The organism is Pseudomonas sp. RL_105y_Pfl2_101 (assembly GCF_963970585.1).
In the GTDB taxonomy this organism is placed as follows: domain Bacteria; phylum Pseudomonadota; class Gammaproteobacteria; order Pseudomonadales; family Pseudomonadaceae; genus Aquipseudomonas.
This window is the reverse complement of record NZ_CAXAPG010000020.1, coordinates 1-16,525: the sequence shown is the minus strand read 5'-3', so window position 1 is coordinate 16,525 and position 16,525 is coordinate 1. Positions and strand designations below refer to the sequence as shown.

Sequence of the window (16,525 nt, the reverse complement as noted above, 5' to 3'; positions counted from 1 at the left end):
AAGCTTCTGCCGCCCTCACTGCTCGCGTTCAAGCCCCTCATCCACCTCGACGCTACCTTTGCCCCGGGTCTTCAACTCACTGACAATCACCGCTGCCACGATCAGTGCCGCGCCGAACAAGGCAATTGCTGGCAGTCGTTCGCCCGCCAGGCGCCCGGCGATGCCGGCCCACACCGGTTCGCCGGCATAGATCAGTGTGGCGCGGGTCGGCGAGACGCTTTTCTGTGCCCAGTTCATCGCCACCTGGATCGCCGCGCTGGCCGCCCCCAGGCCTACGGCGCTGACCAGCAAGAGCCAGGAAAAGTCCGGAATTCTTTCCTGGGTCGGCACCACCATCAAAAATGCCAGCACCGCCGTACTTGCCAGTTGCACCACGGTTACCCGGCGCACATCGACCTGACCGGCATAGGCGCTGATCAGGATGATTTCCGCGGCAATGGCGATGGCACTGATCAGCGTGGCGATTTCACCGGGGCTGAAATTCAACGATGCTCCGGCCGGGCCCGACACCAGCATCAACCCGGTGAACGCCAGCATGATGCCGAGGCTGGGCATCAAGCCGGGCCGACGGCCCAGCACCAGCCACTGCAACAGCGGCACGAACGGCACGTACAGCGCGGTAATGAACGCAGACTGGCTGCTGGGAATGGTCTGCAGGCCGACGGTCTGCAAGCCATAGCCGAGCATGATCGCCACGCCGATGAAGCTCCCGGCCTTGAGTTCGAACAGGGTCAGGTCGCGCAGCTGCCGCCAGGAAAACAGCGCGACAAACGCCGCTGCGGCGGCAAAGCGCAGGCCCACGAAAAACATCGGCCCGCTGACGGTCATGGCGTGCTGCACCAGCAAGAAGGTTCCACCCCAGATCATGGTGATCAGCACCAGCACGCATTCGGCCTTGCTGAACCTTGAGAAACGGGAGGAAGCTAGAGGGGAGTTCACCGATGCCATGACCTTGCGCGCCACTTGAGGCGGACGCACAATGCGCCCGAAGAAGGTGGGCAGTATAATGCGCAACCCCAGCAGATGAGCAATATAGTGCACAAAGAAAACGGTCAACGGGCATCCGTCCTGCAACACGTCAGCCAGAACGTCCGCCGCCTGCGGCACGCCGCACAGCTCAGCCAGACAACCCTGGCCGAACTGTCCGGGGTCAGCCGGCGCATGTTGGTGGCCATCGAGGCCGGTGAAAAGAACGTCAGCCTGACCACCCTTGACCGTGTCGCCGAAGCCCTCGACGTGGCCTTCAGCGACCTGATCCAGGCCCCCGACGCCCGCGACCCGAGCCGCATTAACGAGCTGGCCTGGGCCGGGACCATCCCCGGCAGCAAAGCCGTTTTGCTGGCCAAGGCCACCGCCAGCCGCGAAGTCGAACTCTGGGAATGGCGCCTGGAGCCCGGTGAGCATTACCCCTCCGAACCTGATGCCGATGGCTGGAGCGAGCAGCTCTATGTATTCGAGGGCTGCCTGACCCTGATGCTGGGCAGCGAAGAGCGCCAGATAGGCGCCGGTGAGTTTTTCATGTTCGCCAGCAACCAGCCCCATGCTTATCGCAATGATGGTTTGGTGGCGGCGCGGTTTGTACGCAATGTGGTGATTTGACGCTTATGGATGCTGACTATTTATACACCTGTCAGATCTGTCAGTAGTTCTGTTTTGGTTGGGGGAGTAGTGTCTGGAACGCTCTGGGGCGTTCAAACCAGCCCGTTTATATACCTGGCCAAAGCTTGGAGGTGTCTGTGATGGATACTAAAAGTGACGCTTCGTTTTATCCAGTCGATGTGCGATTGCCGCGAGCCGTTATCGAACCCGCCACTGATGGAGAGCTTGCTTATGATTTTTTTAAAGATTTCACCGTGAAGGTGCCTATTCTTCCAAGTGTCGAATTAGGTGAAGGACTATGGGTTTATATACGTCTGGAAGGGGCAGGCTCGCTATTTCTTCCAAAGACAGTTGACCAGCAAATGCTGGACAATGGCATGTTGATTTCGCACCAAAAATGGTATTTCCCAGAGCGCATTACAGAGGTATCGCTGCGGTATGAATTCAGGCGCCTGAACGGCGATATCTTTGATGCGCGGCGTCGGATGTATACCGTCTTGCAACCGTAGAAGGCGGGCTTGCTCAACATTTCGATCAGCTTCCATAACAGCAGGCAAAACAGTAAGGTAGCGCTCGTCTCATCGAAGATCCTCACCGGAACCCCAGGCTTGAGGACCAGCAACCGATAGGTGCTGTCTGTTTTATATGGAAGCGTTCAATGGAAAACAATCCGACCCCGGGAACGCCGCGTCACGCTGATATCCTTATCATCGGCGGCGGCCTGAGCGGTGCCATGTTGGCGGCACAATTGCTGCGCCTGCCGGGCCGGCGCGAGGTATTGATCGTCGAGCCGCGCAGTGAACTGGGTCGGGGTGAGGCCTACAGCGCCGTGGAGCTGGGCCACACCTTGAACGGCAATGCCGCGCGGATGAGCGTCGATCCGGACAACGCCGATGACCTGACCCAATGGCTCGTCGAATTCATCGAGGCCGGTGGCTGGCCCGAGTCGGATCAGCAGCATGTACCGGTCAGCGAGCTGTTCCCACCCCGGGGGATATTCGGCCTCTATGTGCAGCAACGCCTGGCCGAGGCTCGTAAGTTGGGCGCACAAAACGGTTCGACCGCCGAGCACGTGCGCGGGGAGGCCGTGGACCTGCAGCTTGCCGACGATGCTGTGGTGCTGACGTTGGACGACGGCCAAATCTTGCGCGGACGTTTCGCAGTGCTCGCCACCGGTATGTTCCCGGCGGCGCGCACCCCACAAACCGAATCCAGCGGCTTGAATGCCGCGGCCCTGGATCCTTGGGATGTGGCTGCGATGCGCCAGCTCGACCCGCACTCAACGGTGCTGATCATCGGCTCGGGGCTGACCATGGTCGATGCCGTCGTATCCCTGGAACAGGCCGGGCATCGTGGGCCGATCGAAGTGTTTTCTCGTCATGGCCTGCTGCCCCATGTGCGTCGGCAACCGCCTGAGTGGGTGGACTTTCTCGCCGACGATCACAGTCTCCGCTCGCCACGCCAATTGATGCGGGCCCTGCGCGAGCAATGCCGCCAGGCCCAAGCCCAAGGGATCGATTGGCAAGCGCCGCTGGACACCGTGCGTGCGCATATCGGACGCTTGTGGAACCAGGCCAGCGATGTGCAGCGCCGGCAGTTCGTGCGGCATGTGCGGCCATGGTGGGAGAGCCATCACCATCGCTCGCCACCGTTGAGCGCGGAGCTGGTGGCGCGGCTGCACGGGGAAGGGCGGCTACGGATTCATGCCGCATCGTTCAAGGGGCTGGCAGCGTCCGGACAGGGTACGTTGAGTATCAGCATCCGCCGTCGGGGCGAGACCGGGCTGACGGTGGTGCAGGGCGCCGCGTTGATCAACTCCAGCGGCATTGAATATGACTGGCGTCGTGTTGCACGACCGTTGCCGCAACAGTTGTTGGCCCGAGGGTTGATCCAGCCGGGGCCGCTGGCCCTTGGCATTGCTGCGCGTGCCGATGGGGCGGTGTTGGATGCCCAGGGCGAGCCCGCCGGCCGCCTGTTTGCCATGGGTCCGCCACTGCGGGGGATGTGGTGGGAAAGTACTGCTGTGACTGATGTGGCGAGTCAGGCCAAGGTGTTGGCGGGGCGGTTGGTTGGGTTGCAGCTTCAGGGCCGGGGTTGAACACAGCTCCCCGTGAGCAAAGGATTTAGTACAGAGCCTAACAACGTACCTCGAATGACCCCGCAGCAAGCTGCGGGGTAGCCAATCCGAGGATATTAGAAAGTTAAATAACCACGTAATGCGAATGTACGGTCTCTCTGCTCTGGAGTCATATCTCGATAGTCGACGAACAGGCTGCTAGGCAAAAGTCGCTGGACAGCAGGTAGAAGGTTTGTTTGGTGTAGATCAGGCGCCGGCATATAGTGACCGCTACCATTATTCCAGGACTCAAGTTTCCCTTGGTCAAGAATGATATGTCCGGCATATAGCACATCCTCTCTGAGCGAGATCGAGGTGTGCCCTTGGATTTTGAATTGGTCTTCTACGGTTGTAGAACCAATCGGGGCCCCTGCGTAAATACGTCCAGGATCATCGGCTAGAACAACGTAGATGAACGAGCCATTCGGATTAGGCACGTCCCGGGCTTCCGGTGTGGTTGGCAAAAAGTAGTAATTATTTTTTGACTCTCGCTGTAATTCGAATATTTGGGTCGACGTGGCCTCTGTTTGCGGCTCTGGGTTGCCTACTTTCAAACGATTCATGGCCAAGCGACTTTCGAAAATACGGTTCAAGTTGTTCAGATGTACGTCGCTCATCTGTTGCGATTGGGCAACCTTTGTATTCAAGTCGTTTTCCCGCCGCGACAGATTTTGCATCGCTGATGCCGCAGGCGCCCTCCAGCCTATCTCCCGGTTATATGGACTTCCGGCAGAACCAGGATTCTGGAGAGTAGTAGGCAGGTTACTGGATTCAGAGATTCGAGTTGAACGACTAGGGCGCGGAAGAACTCTTGGTGGTGCACCAGTGCTTCGAGTTAAGTTTTCTGGGCGCTCGGGAACTACGGGCGGGACATCCCTAGCAGACTTTTGCATTAAGCCATCTGAGTCGATATTGATCAGTGGATTGTTTCTGACTATTTGATAGAGGTTTAGCCCATCCACATCCCCAGCCGGATCTGGATTAACCCACCGCTGTAACCAACTCGCGTAATACCTGAACCCATAATAATAAAGCCCCGTTGCATCCCGCTCTTTCCCTGAATAACGCACCGTCTTGTAACTTGCTTCCACCTCACTACGTCCGGCAAACCAAGCCGTGCTGCCGTATGGATGATAAGTTTCCTGGCTGATCACCTCGGCCTCGTTGTCCAGCTCCAGGCTGCTGGAGCCCAGATGATCGGTCAGGTTGTAGCGATACTGATCGTTGGAAATACCGGCAGGCGGTGCCGTTTCCCAGTGCAATACCTGCATCGTGCTACGTCCGGCCTGCACGCAGATCACCTGCAACACTTCGCCCGTGCCTGCGTGAGTACGGATTTCCAGGCCCGGCAAATAACGAACTTCCGAAATCAGCGAGCGGGCATTGGTTTGGGTCGAGCGGACTTTGCGCCGCCGCATGCCATCGCCGCCGTACAAATACAGTTCCCGATCGTCTTCGGCACCTTCGCGCTCAACCGGTCGTACCTCGCGCAGTTGATTGCGTAAATCCCAGGTCATCGCCTGCCTCGGTTGCAGATCCAGCAGATTGCCGTTGCCATCAAACGCGGCGGCGATTTCCTCTTCGGTCGGTGGCCGGTCATTCTGTTCCGCTAGGCAGCGGTTGCTGTGGCGTCCTGCCGTCAGTTTGCGGCTGTGGTTTTGTGGGCCGACATGGACCAGTTCCAGCAAATTGCCGCCGGCGTCGTAGTGGTACGTTTGCTGATAGTTGGCGACTGCGCCCGGATCGTCGAAGCGGTTGAATCCTGGCCCTCGACTGGCGCGACCCGCTTCCCAGCCGAAAGCCTCGATCAACTGGTAAAGGCTGTCGTAGCGATAACGACTGACCGGCTCCACCCGTTGGTTGGCGAAGTAGCGGATCGGCAGGGCACCGTCTTCGATGCTCAGGACATTGCCTACCGGATCGTAGTCGTAGCGCAAGTCCTGCAGTGTTTGCGCTCCACGCCGCGCTTCAAGCCGGGTCAAGCGTCCATCTTCAGGGCGGTAGGTCAGCGTGCTGACCACGCCATTGCCGGCGGTTTCCTGTTCGACCTGGCCGTAGGCGCTATAGGCGAGGGCGCTGACCAGAGTTTTAGACGCGGCCTGACCGCTCAGTTGCAGATGGCTGGCGAGCAACTGGCCATCGACGGTGTAGTCGAACAGTTGCCGATTGCCCTTGGCATCGATCTGCTCCAGCACATCGCCCAGCGGGTTGAAACGCGTCGCGCTGGTGGCGGCTTGCGCCACGGGTTCCAGGAGCGCGTCACGCTCCGCCAACCCGGGTGGCCAATCCGGTGGTTCCAGCGCTTGCAGGAATCGCTGGGTTTGCTCGAGGACACCACTCGTCAAGGCGTATTCATCCAGGGTCTGGCTGCCCGCTGGATCGTCGTGCCGGACGATTTGCCCGCATTGGTTATGGGCGGCGAAGTCGTCATTAGCGCTGGCGTAGGTATAACGCTCGGTACAGCGAGCGACTTCGCCTTTGCCTTGTTCGAAAACGGCCAGCGGGCGTAGCAGGCCGTCATAGTCAATCCGCCGCTGAGTCTCGCGGCTGTCCCAGCTTTGAACAAGCTGATCGCCATCGTCGAACAGGCTGATTCGCTCCCCAGCATCGACGCTGAGCGAACCCAGCGCTTTGCCGGACAACGAATAGTGGTTGAATACATTGGCAGGCGCATTTTGTGAACTGAGCGTCCAGAGCCTGGGGTCCCACTGTTTGATGAGGCGACCGATTGCGTCGTGGGCGCTGCGGTTGATTCGTTCTTCGGGGGCTGCCGTTTCGATAGTGCGGCAATAGGCGACTGAACGCACATCGAGTCCGCGTGGGTCCACTACCGCTATGGTGGGTGTATGGGAGTGAATCCCCTCTGCCAGAGCCAACGTGGCCTGCGCTCCGCTTTTGTCCATCACGAGCCTTCGCTGCGCCTGGCGGTGTAGGAAAGATGGATGACAATGTCAGTAAGAGACTCAAGCATGGCCTCCTGGGCATCGGGGTTTGGGAACGTCAGGGTCCAGCGGGAAATGGCGCCGGTGTACTCAAAGGGTAGGTAGCGTTCATCCTGAAAGTTGAGCTGGAACTGGCCGTTGTCATCAATCCCATGGGAAAGTGCAAGCTGCTGGCTGGCTCGCAGATTTTCCTTCGCGGTGCCAACGGTGGTCGCCATTTCCACTTTGCTATAGCTTTGATTCAGAACGGCGCAGATGTCTTCATAAGGCCCGACCGTGACAGGCAGGGATACGCTGATGGTTTTGATCCGTCGTAAGTAGTGATCCTGACCTTCGTAATCATCGTCGAACATCTTTTGGGTCAACTCGAATGCACAGGTTCCATCGTTCTTTAGAGCGGCTTGGATTTCCTCCCAGGTTTTGTTGATCGTTGAGCTGGCGTCCTTGTTCTTCAGCTCTTTCAGCGACACGGTTTTGCGAATTTCCAGCTCCCGTCGATTGTTTTGCAGATACTCACGGTGCATCTGTAGCAAGCTCATTTTCAACTCTTCCCCGGCACCCAGACCACGGTAGGTAGCATTCCACGCGCCGGGACGGATATAGGTCTGGGTGAAATCACCTATCTCGTACTGCCAGCAGGCTTCGGCTGCCTGACACAATGACTGGGCGGTGGCGTACGCGCTGTAGTAGAAACTGGCGAACTTGCTGTTCAGCCAGTCATAAGTCTGGGACCTGCTGAAGCGATTGCTGCTTAACAAGAAGTCATGGGTGGCCTTGGCCTGATTCAATGCTGTTTGAGCTTGGCGCAATTGCAGTTGGGTCGCCCTGTGCTGCGCATCAAATACAGTCAGTTGTGCCTTGATCTGGTTGGCTTCAAGCTTGGCCTGGTCGCGGGCCTGGGTCCATTCCTGAGTCCGGCGGCGGTAACTTTCGATGCGATCCATGAGCTGACCTGCGGTGTGGTAACCCGAGGAAATCGCTTGAAGACCGGCTACGACGGAATAAGCCGGACCTTCGATACGTTGGCCACCGAACGAGAGACCGATAATGTTCGGTGCTCCTTTCAGGCTTTCTGCCACTGCCTGAACGATAGAGGCCCCGGTTTGGGCCGCGCCCCCAATAAAGAAAGCTGCCCCCGCCGCAACTTCCAAACCACTCACACCATCGTTCAGCAATTTCTCATAATAATCGACCCGGCCCGCGACAATGGCCTGACTGGCCAGCAACGCCTGCTTGTTCGCCTCATCGATCTTGACGGCCTGGATCTGTATATCCAAGGCGGCCTTCGCTAGATTCCACGCCTGGTGCTGTTGTAGTTCCAGGTATTGCGCCTGCTCCTTGCGCTCGATCAGTGACAACAGCGTCGCGCCGAACTGGATCACGCTTTCCACCGCGTTCTGCGCCAGAGCGAACATAAAGCTGAAGCGGTAATGGGGGATTTGTGGACTCAGCAGACGGCTGAGAGCGGCACCGGACAACCCCTGCCCCCAAGCGGCCAACAGGGCGCGAGGGTCCAGTGGCGCGGCGAACAGCGGCAGATTCAGAGCATTGCCCGCCATGTCGAGGTTATGCCGCAGGTTGTACAGGCGGCTTTCGGCGCGGTCCCAGCGCTGGATCAGTTCAGGGTTGAAAGGGCGGCGCAAGTAGGGGTTGTCCGTACCCGACAGGGACGAGTCCGCGGCATAGGGCCGCAAGCACAGCAGTGGGGCGGCCTCGGAGGCCGGGGCCGTACCAATGCGCAGTGGCGGATCTTGCTGAAGATGACGCTGAGTCTCGATCAATTGCTGTTCGAACCCACGCAGCTCTTCATTCTTCGCGGCGCTTAACGTCTCCAGTGTGATCGGCGCCCAATCGTCCACCTGCCGGACATCTGGCCGTTTGCCAAGCAAGTCCAGGATATGCACATAACGCAGCTTGGCGTCTGCCAGCCCGTCCGGTGTCAATTCTCGATAGGCCTGGTCGGCCTGGTTGCCTTCGATATCGATATAGAGTCCGTACAGGGCCTTGCGAAAGTGCACCGGGAAGCTGAGAGCAATCTGGTGTGGATCATCCGGGTACAGAATCGCCTGGCTGGGGTCTGCCGGGCCGGGCCATACGGGTGTCTCCAACGGGACGGCCTGCCAATAGCCGGGGTGTCCGGGGTCGACGCTCTGACGGTCGGGGTCAAAAACATAAGACAGCCAGTGCCTGGCCTCGTCGTATTGCTGCTCTTCGTTCAAGCGGTGTGCGACCAGCCACGGCAGATACAGGAATAGCTCAAGGAAATACAGATAATACGCACCCGCGAAGTCCATCGGCTCGCTGCCCTGATCGTTGGGAATTGGCGGTTCTATCCGGTGCGTCTGGGTTTCCCACCTCAGCAGAGTCTCCATGCCGCTCTCGGCGAGTTGGGTCAGTTCCCTGGCGAATACGGTGTTCATGCGGATCGGCGCTCGCGTTACCGCCTGCGATTGCAGCCCGTCACTCATTTCGATACTTGAATGTGTGAAGTCGATAAATTGCGCTTTGCCCAGCGAAGGGCTGTCGCCCAGATCCGGGTAGAGTAGCCTGTTGATACTCGGCGCAACTTGCGGTGTTGCGTCGAGCGTCTCCCCCCAGCCTACGGCTAGAGCCTTAAGCGCCCCTCCTTTGAGGCGCCAAGGTTGAATGAAGCCTTCAAAGATCAACACGCCATAAATAAGCGGAATGTTGAGGTCTTCCGGCTCAGCGGGCCAGATTACTGGCCAACCATCAGGCTGCTGGGTGGTCTGGTCGATCGAGAACGTATATTTCAGCGTCGAATCCATGGGTAGTCTCCGGACCAAGCCGGAGGTACCCAACTGACGTATGCCGGTGAATGTTGTGGGCTGATCATCGGACTGGACATCCGTGGCGTGTCCGATGAATAACTGGTAAGCCAGAGTGGGCTGGAACCAGTGATCATCAAATCCTTCCGTTAATCGGACAGTCAGTTCGATATTGGACTGGGTCCGGTCGTAAACAAGATCGATGTCTTTTTCGCTTACCTTGATCCGCGACTGCCAACCGTTGAAATTCCAAGTATCTACCTCTTCATCGGGGGTGTAGTGAGACACTGTTCCAAACGCAGGGGTCCCAGAGGGAAGCCAATACTGAAAACGGCCAGCGTTTTTGTTGGCATTGGCGAAGATGTAGCCGATAAACAGCACGTGCGCTCTGCTGTCGTCCTCTGCCATGAGGGCTTTCGAGCGAGGTTCGGGCACGACACCGAGTAAAGGAAACAGTGTTGTTACATTGAGGTTTTTGTCGATTCGCACGGTTCTTAGAAAGTCGTATGCGTCTTTGTCACCCGTCGAATCTGAGTTGTCGGGCTGGTAGTGGGAATACAACATAAGCACCAACGATTCGGGTGACGTCGAGTGGTCATACACCGCAATGGTCTGGGTTTCCCTTTCGATTTGCGCCGGCGTCTTCTCGATCAGTTCATGCGTCTGGCAATAGCTTTCGATGTAGGCTCGAGGCGCGCTCCAGTTGTCATCGTATTTTTTGTAGCTGGCGTACAAACGAAACCGCGGCCGAATCTTGACCGCCATGTCGGCCCTCCCTTCAGGCGCGACCGCGTCCGGGTCCTGATAATCCACCTCGGCCCAGACCACGAACAGGCGGTTGTTGAACCAGCAGGGTCGGATCGTGTGCTCCAAGGCTTTCTCGGAAATCGGCACATTGGCTTTTTTCCAATCTGTCCAGGCATTGGGCAGGGGTTTGTCATATTTATCTGGAACATCACCGAGCGCCGCCCCCGGCTGCTTCACCGGGCGTAGGGACATATCCAGGGAGCGCCAGTAATAGGCATTTTCGGCGGGGGATTTACCGATGAAGTAATAAGTACTGTTGGCAAAGTCTTCCCCGTCGATATAGCCATTGCACACCTTCAGGTTGGCGATTTCCTCGAAGCGTGCCAGGTAGGCGAGCACCGCCGACTGCACGGTGTCGGGCTGGATCTGGGCTTGGTTGATGTCGTTTTCCAGTTGCTCGAAACTGTCGGTCTTTGTCAGGCGCAGCGTCGGGTCCAGATAGATGTCCGGGAAGTAATGCAACTGCTGGATGGCGGCCCAGGTCGGATATCGGTTCAGACCGCCGCGCCAGGCGTTGGTCTGCTCCGGCGTGAGGCTGTCGTCGTGGTAGCCGGGCTCCATGTTCAGCATCATGCTATTGATCAGCTGCTGCAGGCTGGCTATGGCACAGGCGACCGGACTGGTGGGCACGTTCTGGCTGACCAGTACATCCAGCAACCAGAACTCATACAAGTCGTCGGCGCTCTTGATGCGGTCGGCCAGCCCCTGCTCGATCAGGTACTCATCGCTGGGCACGGCTTCATGCAAATACAGGGCGAGCATCGCATCGCGAAAAGACTCGTTCAGTGGTGCATCGAAGGCAGTCGTCATGATCATTCCTCAAACCGCGCCGGTCAGTGAAAGTCGACGTCAGGGTTGTTGGCCGCCATAGCCGCCTCGCCAACGGCTTTCCAGTCAACCAGGCTGCTTTGCTCGTCCAGCGCTGTGGCCTGGAGCAGCGCCTTGGCCGAAAGCCCACTGATCTGGCAGGTCGCTTGGCAACGGCGTATCCAGTCCACCTGCGCCATCGATCGGGCACGTTTGTCAGGCAGCACGTCGGTGAGGACAGTCACTTCTGCTTCCGCCCATTCCAGCAGCCGAGCCAAGGCGCTGCTGGCCGTTTCGCTGGCCATCTGGCGTAGCGTCTTGTTTTTCAGTTTGGGCGGGGCCGGGTTGGCGAGGCTGAAGTAGCTCAATAAGCTGTCTTCCGATTGGCTCTGTTCGTGAAACCACTGGCTGAAGCGCTCAAACAGGTAGAGTTCGGCGAGCGAAGGTTCGCTGTTACTGGCTGGGTATTGTTCGCTACCCAACCAGGTTGGATTGACCAGAAACACACGCAGGGCGCTGTTACTCAAACGCAGTTGCACCACAATCTCGGCATGTCGCAATAGGCGCTGGAAATGTTCGATCAGTGCGGCGCTCGTCTCTTCTTCGAGCGCCTCGACAAGCAGGCTGTAGACAGAGGAATGGCCCCAGTGAATAACCGCAATACAGCGCTCTGGCGGTAGCTTGGCGGTTTGCTGGAGTAGCCCTTCGAGTAGTTGGGTTTGCCGGTTGCAGGCGCCCAGCAGTAATTCGGCGAGTTTTTCCGAGCAGGATTGCTTGACCTCCGCGCTCAAGGTCAGCGTCTTGAGTAGTTCGTCGACATCGGCCCGCAGCCAGGTGACAGGCTCGTCGACCAGGCTCAGCGAGCGATCGAGCCCGGGCAACAATCCGTTCTCATCGAGCAGCTCGGCGCCGATCAGTAATTCGAACCAATCAAGTTCGCTCGGTGTGGTCTTGTCATCATGGGTGGGCAGGCCCAGCGCGACGAGTTGCTCGCCGGTTACGACATTTGACCTGGCATCCTCCTGCAACTTAATCAGGCGCTTTAAAAGGTCATCGGACAGCGGCGCGAGCTCAAGAGCCGCCACTTGTCGATCTGCCTCGGAGTCGTTGCCGGTAGCAAGGGGCACATTTGGGCCCAGTCGCTGCTGCAACTGCACCACCGTCTGCTGGCTGTCCTTGAGCCAACGGACAGCCCAGTCCAGTTGCATCAGCACGTCCAGGATATCGGGGACATCAGCGGACGTTCTGGGGCTCAGACGACCGCTGGCCAGTGCCGTTTTGTAGCGTTGACCACCTAGCAGCCCTGTCAACGCCAGTAGGTCGCCCACTGAATAACCGAACAACCGGGCAACCCGGGCCTGGCGATAGAGCGATGAGACGGTGGGCAAGTCACGCTTGAGTGTCCCTAGATAGCGCTGGGTCTGGTTGGCAATCAACAGTAAGCCGTCCTCGGTTGGCGGTATTGCCAGGCCGGCGCACAGTTGCAGCAGGGTTTTCTGATTGGCGGGCGTAGGGCTGGCGAAATCGAGCGGCGTTTGATCGAGGATCAACGGTGTCTCGAACAGTTGCAGTCGATTGAACACCTGGTCGAACAATGGCACCTCGTCCTTACCGCTGGCATAGGGGGTGAGGTCGTGCATCAGTGCCGCGAACTCCTGGGGGGCGATGCCGTAGTGCTGGTCCAAGTAACGATAAACCCCTAGGGCGCGGAGGGTATTTTCGTTGAGTTCCATCCCCAGGTTGGCTTCGCCTTCGGCGCGTATAGCGCAGGTGATCAGCGTGTCCAGTTTCGCAAAGGTAATACCGGTCCAGCGTTGTAGCCGGATCATTCGTTGCAGGCGATCGAAACGATTGAGGGAGGTCTTGGTCAGGCGCCAGTGTTTTATATCGTCCACCAGCTCCTGCTCCAGACCCATGGAGTTATCGAATTGATCGCGGCCGATGGACGTTGGCGTGGTGGGCGTTTGGCTGTCATAGCGATCTGTGCCGATGCCGTTGACGTAACAAGCGCCGTAGTGAGACGCGTGAGGGAAGGGCGACGTTTTGCCGGTAATCCCTGGGACCGTAATACCTGCGTGTTGTTGGTTTTTGCTCGGACAGTTGGCTGACAATCGCACCGAATAGGCACGCTGGCACAGGAGCATCTCCACCTGTTCGGCGTTAAGGCCGGTCCGTTGCATGAAGTCGTTCAGGTCCGTCATCTGCCACGGCTGCACCTCGTCCGACACCTCCAAACCGAAGGACTGTTTGAAAAAGGTTCGCTCGGCGGATGCCAAGGTGTAGTGCTCGTCCAGGGTGAGGGTGAAAAGTTGTTTAACCAGCTTCACCGGCGCGTCAACAGCACCGGCAGCGGTTATCAGGTCGAATGCTGCGGTATAGCCCTCTCCGTGCTCAGGAAGTACCCCACTGGCTTTGATAAATGAAGTGTGGGTTGCAGCTCCCGCGGTGTGCAGATGATTAAGGCGCCACTTGTCGGATTTGGTGGGCGCAGAGGAGTTCAGTGCCATCTCCACGGTTTCGGTTTGCCCTGCCTTGCGAAAGGTCAACGGGACAAGATTTGTCCCGGCAGGGGATGAAATAGGACTGTCGGCCTGTGGATCGGCAATGCCGACATCCGGTTGTTCCAGTGGCAGCAAAAAGCAGGTCCCCAATGGCGTGTGGGGGCAAAGGTAGGTGCTCCCCGCGCTTTGCCAGCCGTCGGCCAGATCACTGCGCGTCAGGTAGAAAGTACTGAATACCGAGGGCTCGACCAGCAGCGCCTGCTGCTGTGGACTCAATCCCGACAACAGTCGCTGCGCTTGCGGTACCGGTTTTTGCACTTTGCCATAGTGGTTGGTGGCGTTTTGTTCGATAGGCAGCAACAGGCTGGCCTGGTAATTCAGCGCCCCCAGCCTGGGCTTGTTTGCGGATAGGCCCAGTTGGCATTGCTGATGGTAGAAGTTGTAGGGCAGTTCGAAGGGAAAACGGCGTTCGGCAAGCACCTGCTGGGTAGGCTTGGTTTTATCTGCCTCCAGGGTATTCAAATAGGTACGCAGGTTTGTGCCCAGCACAGCGTTGACGATTTCCAGCATCGGCCGAGGGGTGAACGTATTTTTATGAGTGATCAACAGATCCTTCAGGTCGGGGCGCCGCCGATCCAGCAAGATACGCTCGGGCGCGGAGCTGGTCGCTTCCAGTTGCTGGATAAACACCCTTAGCGCGCTCAGGTAGGCCACCGGCGAATCGATGGCGGCGAGCGCTCCGACCTTGCAGAACTCGTCCCAGTTTTCCTCGAACAGGTTAGGGAACGTAGGCCCTTGGGGGACAAGGGCCCGAACACCGCTACGCTCGGCCAATCGCTGGACGTTGCCGGACGAAGTCTTGTACTCACGATACAAACGCGCAATCAATGCCGCGTACCCCATGGCATTGTCGTAGGCCAGCCCGGCATCGGCATCAGTGTAGACGGCAAGTTTCCTGGCGAACGCTGGTTTGGGCAGGCGAACGATGTCAAAGACCGAGGTGAAGCCCATTTTGCCCATGGCCGTCGAAAAATCGACCCGGCCTTTTTTCGGCGATCCTTCGGTCTGGACGAGCGCACTCATCAGTGAGTTGTTTTCCATAGCAACAGTTCTCCTTTCCGCGAAGGACGGGCGTTAACGCAAGGGGCGGGCAAATAAGCTAATGAATGACCAGTTCGTTGCCAGGCATGTTGTTCTCGATGTGCCAGGCCGCCTACTGTAAGAAATAACAGTCTTATAGACTCATTCCGCATAGCGGTAAGTAATCCAAGATATAAGCTCGGATTTTTCATGGCCGCCTAAACTAAAACGACTGAAAAGCCGTGGCCTGGGTTTACCAGCAAGCCGTGAGCATGAATTGTTTTTTTATTACAAATTTATCTAACGAGCTGTCATATCTGACAGTGGACTAGCTTGCGGGCTACGAGCGAAACTTTGGAACTTGGTGCTGGCGAAGTGATTGATGCGCAAGAGATGCAAGGAGTGAACAATGGAAATTGACGATGACGAACGAGATGACTCTGAAGAGTACAAGGTTTCGGGAGGTGGATTTTTTGTCGTCGATCTCGAACAGGATGAAGCGCTTCCGGCAGCCGCCACCGCTGTTATTGCATCCGCAGAAAATTTTCCTCTTGCCACATATAGGATATATGTCTGGGTAGAGACTTTGTTCGGAATTAAAATTCAAGCAGACCTTGACGTGGAGTGCTCATGGAGTTCGTCGGGCACATTTACCTGCCATACTTCCAGATATAAAGTTAGCAATATCGGAGGGAATAGTGGCAATATTGATTTTGGATTTTCCTCAGCGGGAACTTGGGAGGGTAGGGAAATAACTGGTAGTGCCCGTCAAGATGGTATATGGCACGACATTCGTGCAGGCGGTTCGGTAGCAGGCAACAGTAGGGAGGCGAGGGTCTGGTTTAGATATACGTTCGATATAAGTATGGGCGACGATCCTAGTGTGGCACATACAATGGTAGTTGCATTCTCCCTCTCCCCCCCAACAATTACCAATCCTCGGGTTGTTCGTGAACCTAGACCAACACTACGTGGGACAGGTGCCTCTGGTGCCATTGTCAAGTTGTATGAGTCCGGTGTGGGTACTGTACTTTTCGCGACCGCGACCGTTCATGGCGATCAATGGACGGCCCGGCTGACAGAACCTTTGTGGATGGCCGACCCTTTCTCCCTGACGGCTTACCAGGCCTTGAACGGTATCGACTCCGGCTGGGCGACCCCAGTCAGCTTTGCGGTCCTGTTCAAACCGGTGATTTCCACTATCAACGTCTCTGCCGACCGCAAACCCACCATTCTGGGGTCAGGTGGGCTTCGGGGCGCTACGCTTGAAATTTGGCGCGAAGGAGGAACTGATGGTGTTCAGTTAACGACCTCGGTTCAACCGAGTGGCACGTGGTCGGTTTCTGCCACCGCAGCGTGGCCCCCCGGTAGGTACAGCATTACCGCAAGACAGATTGGGCAGGATACTCAACAGAGTTCGGACTGGTCGGATAACAAAGCCTTTACGATCAAACCGCCCAAGCCGGTGATCACCAATCCTCTGGTCGTAAAGATCGATAAACCAACAATACACGGAGCAGGTGTCGCCGATGCCACGGTCAGCCTGTATCAGCATGGTGTAGGTACTATACTTTTCGGGACCGCAACCGTTCATGGCGATCAATGGACGGCCCAGCTGACAGAACCTTTGTGGATGGCCGACCCCTTCACGCTGACTGCTTCGCAGACCTTGAACGGTATGACATCCGACTGGGCGGATACCATTGACTTTGCGGTCCTGTTCAGACCAGTGATCACCACCGTAACCGTTTCCGCCGACGGCAAACCCACCATTCTGGGGTCAGGTGGGCTTCGGGGCGCTACGCTTGAAATTTGGCGCGAAGGAGGAACTGATGGTGTTCAGTTAACGACCTCGGTTCAACCGAGTGGCACGTGGTCGGTTTCTGC

Annotated in this window: 8 protein-coding genes; 4 read left to right on the top strand and 4 right to left on the bottom strand. The window is 57.5% G+C overall.

Annotated features, from left to right (window positions below; all coding sequences use genetic code 11):
* Window positions 1-15: 15 nt before the first annotated feature.
* On the bottom strand, window positions 16-1,041 hold the full coding sequence (locus AACY31_RS19435; RefSeq protein WP_339505007.1) for a DMT family transporter: 1,026 nt from the start codon (window positions 1,039-1,041) through the stop codon (window positions 16-18).
* Between AACY31_RS19435 and AACY31_RS19430 the strand changes: the two genes are divergently transcribed.
* The 3 genes from AACY31_RS19430 (at window position 1,036) to AACY31_RS19420 (ending at window position 3,697) form a co-directional block, all read left to right on the top strand.
* Window positions 1,036-1,599: a helix-turn-helix domain-containing protein gene (locus AACY31_RS19430; protein ID WP_339504990.1), complete on the top strand. Its 564-nt coding sequence runs from the start codon at window positions 1,036-1,038 to the stop codon at window positions 1,597-1,599. The two genes, AACY31_RS19435 and AACY31_RS19430, sit on opposite strands and share 6 nt — an antisense overlap.
* Window positions 1,600-1,739: 140 nt before the next feature.
* Window positions 1,740-2,108 carry a hypothetical protein gene (locus tag AACY31_RS19425; protein ID WP_339504989.1) on the top strand — a complete coding sequence of 123 codons (369 nt, stop codon included), beginning with the start codon at window positions 1,740-1,742 and terminating at the stop codon, window positions 2,106-2,108.
* Between the two features lie 149 nt (window positions 2,109-2,257).
* On the top strand, window positions 2,258-3,697 hold the full coding sequence (locus AACY31_RS19420) for an FAD/NAD(P)-binding protein (RefSeq protein WP_339504988.1): 1,440 nt from the start codon (window positions 2,258-2,260) through the stop codon (window positions 3,695-3,697).
* A gap of 95 nt (window positions 3,698-3,792) precedes the next feature.
* Here the strand turns inward: AACY31_RS19420 and AACY31_RS19415 are convergent, their stop codons facing one another.
* The 3 genes from AACY31_RS19415 to AACY31_RS19405 form a co-directional block, all read right to left on the bottom strand.
* On the bottom strand, window positions 3,793-6,522 hold the full coding sequence (locus AACY31_RS19415) for an RHS repeat domain-containing protein (RefSeq protein ID WP_339504986.1): 2,730 nt from the start codon (window positions 6,520-6,522) through the stop codon (window positions 3,793-3,795).
* A 95-nt stretch (window positions 6,523-6,617) separates the two neighbouring features.
* Window positions 6,618-11,060, bottom strand: coding sequence for a Tc toxin subunit A-related protein (locus AACY31_RS19410; RefSeq protein WP_339504985.1), 4,443 nt, complete (start codon window positions 11,058-11,060; stop codon window positions 6,618-6,620).
* Window positions 11,061-11,083: 23 nt separating this feature from the next.
* A complete protein-coding gene (locus AACY31_RS19405; protein ID WP_339504984.1) occupies window positions 11,084-14,659 on the bottom strand; it encodes a Tc toxin subunit A in 3,576 nt (1,191 codons plus the stop codon).
* Between the two features lie 388 nt (window positions 14,660-15,047).
* Between AACY31_RS19405 and AACY31_RS19400 the strand changes: the two genes are divergently transcribed.
* Window positions 15,048-16,525: hypothetical protein (locus AACY31_RS19400; protein WP_339504983.1), on the top strand; the 1,478-nt coding region annotated here is incomplete at its 3' end.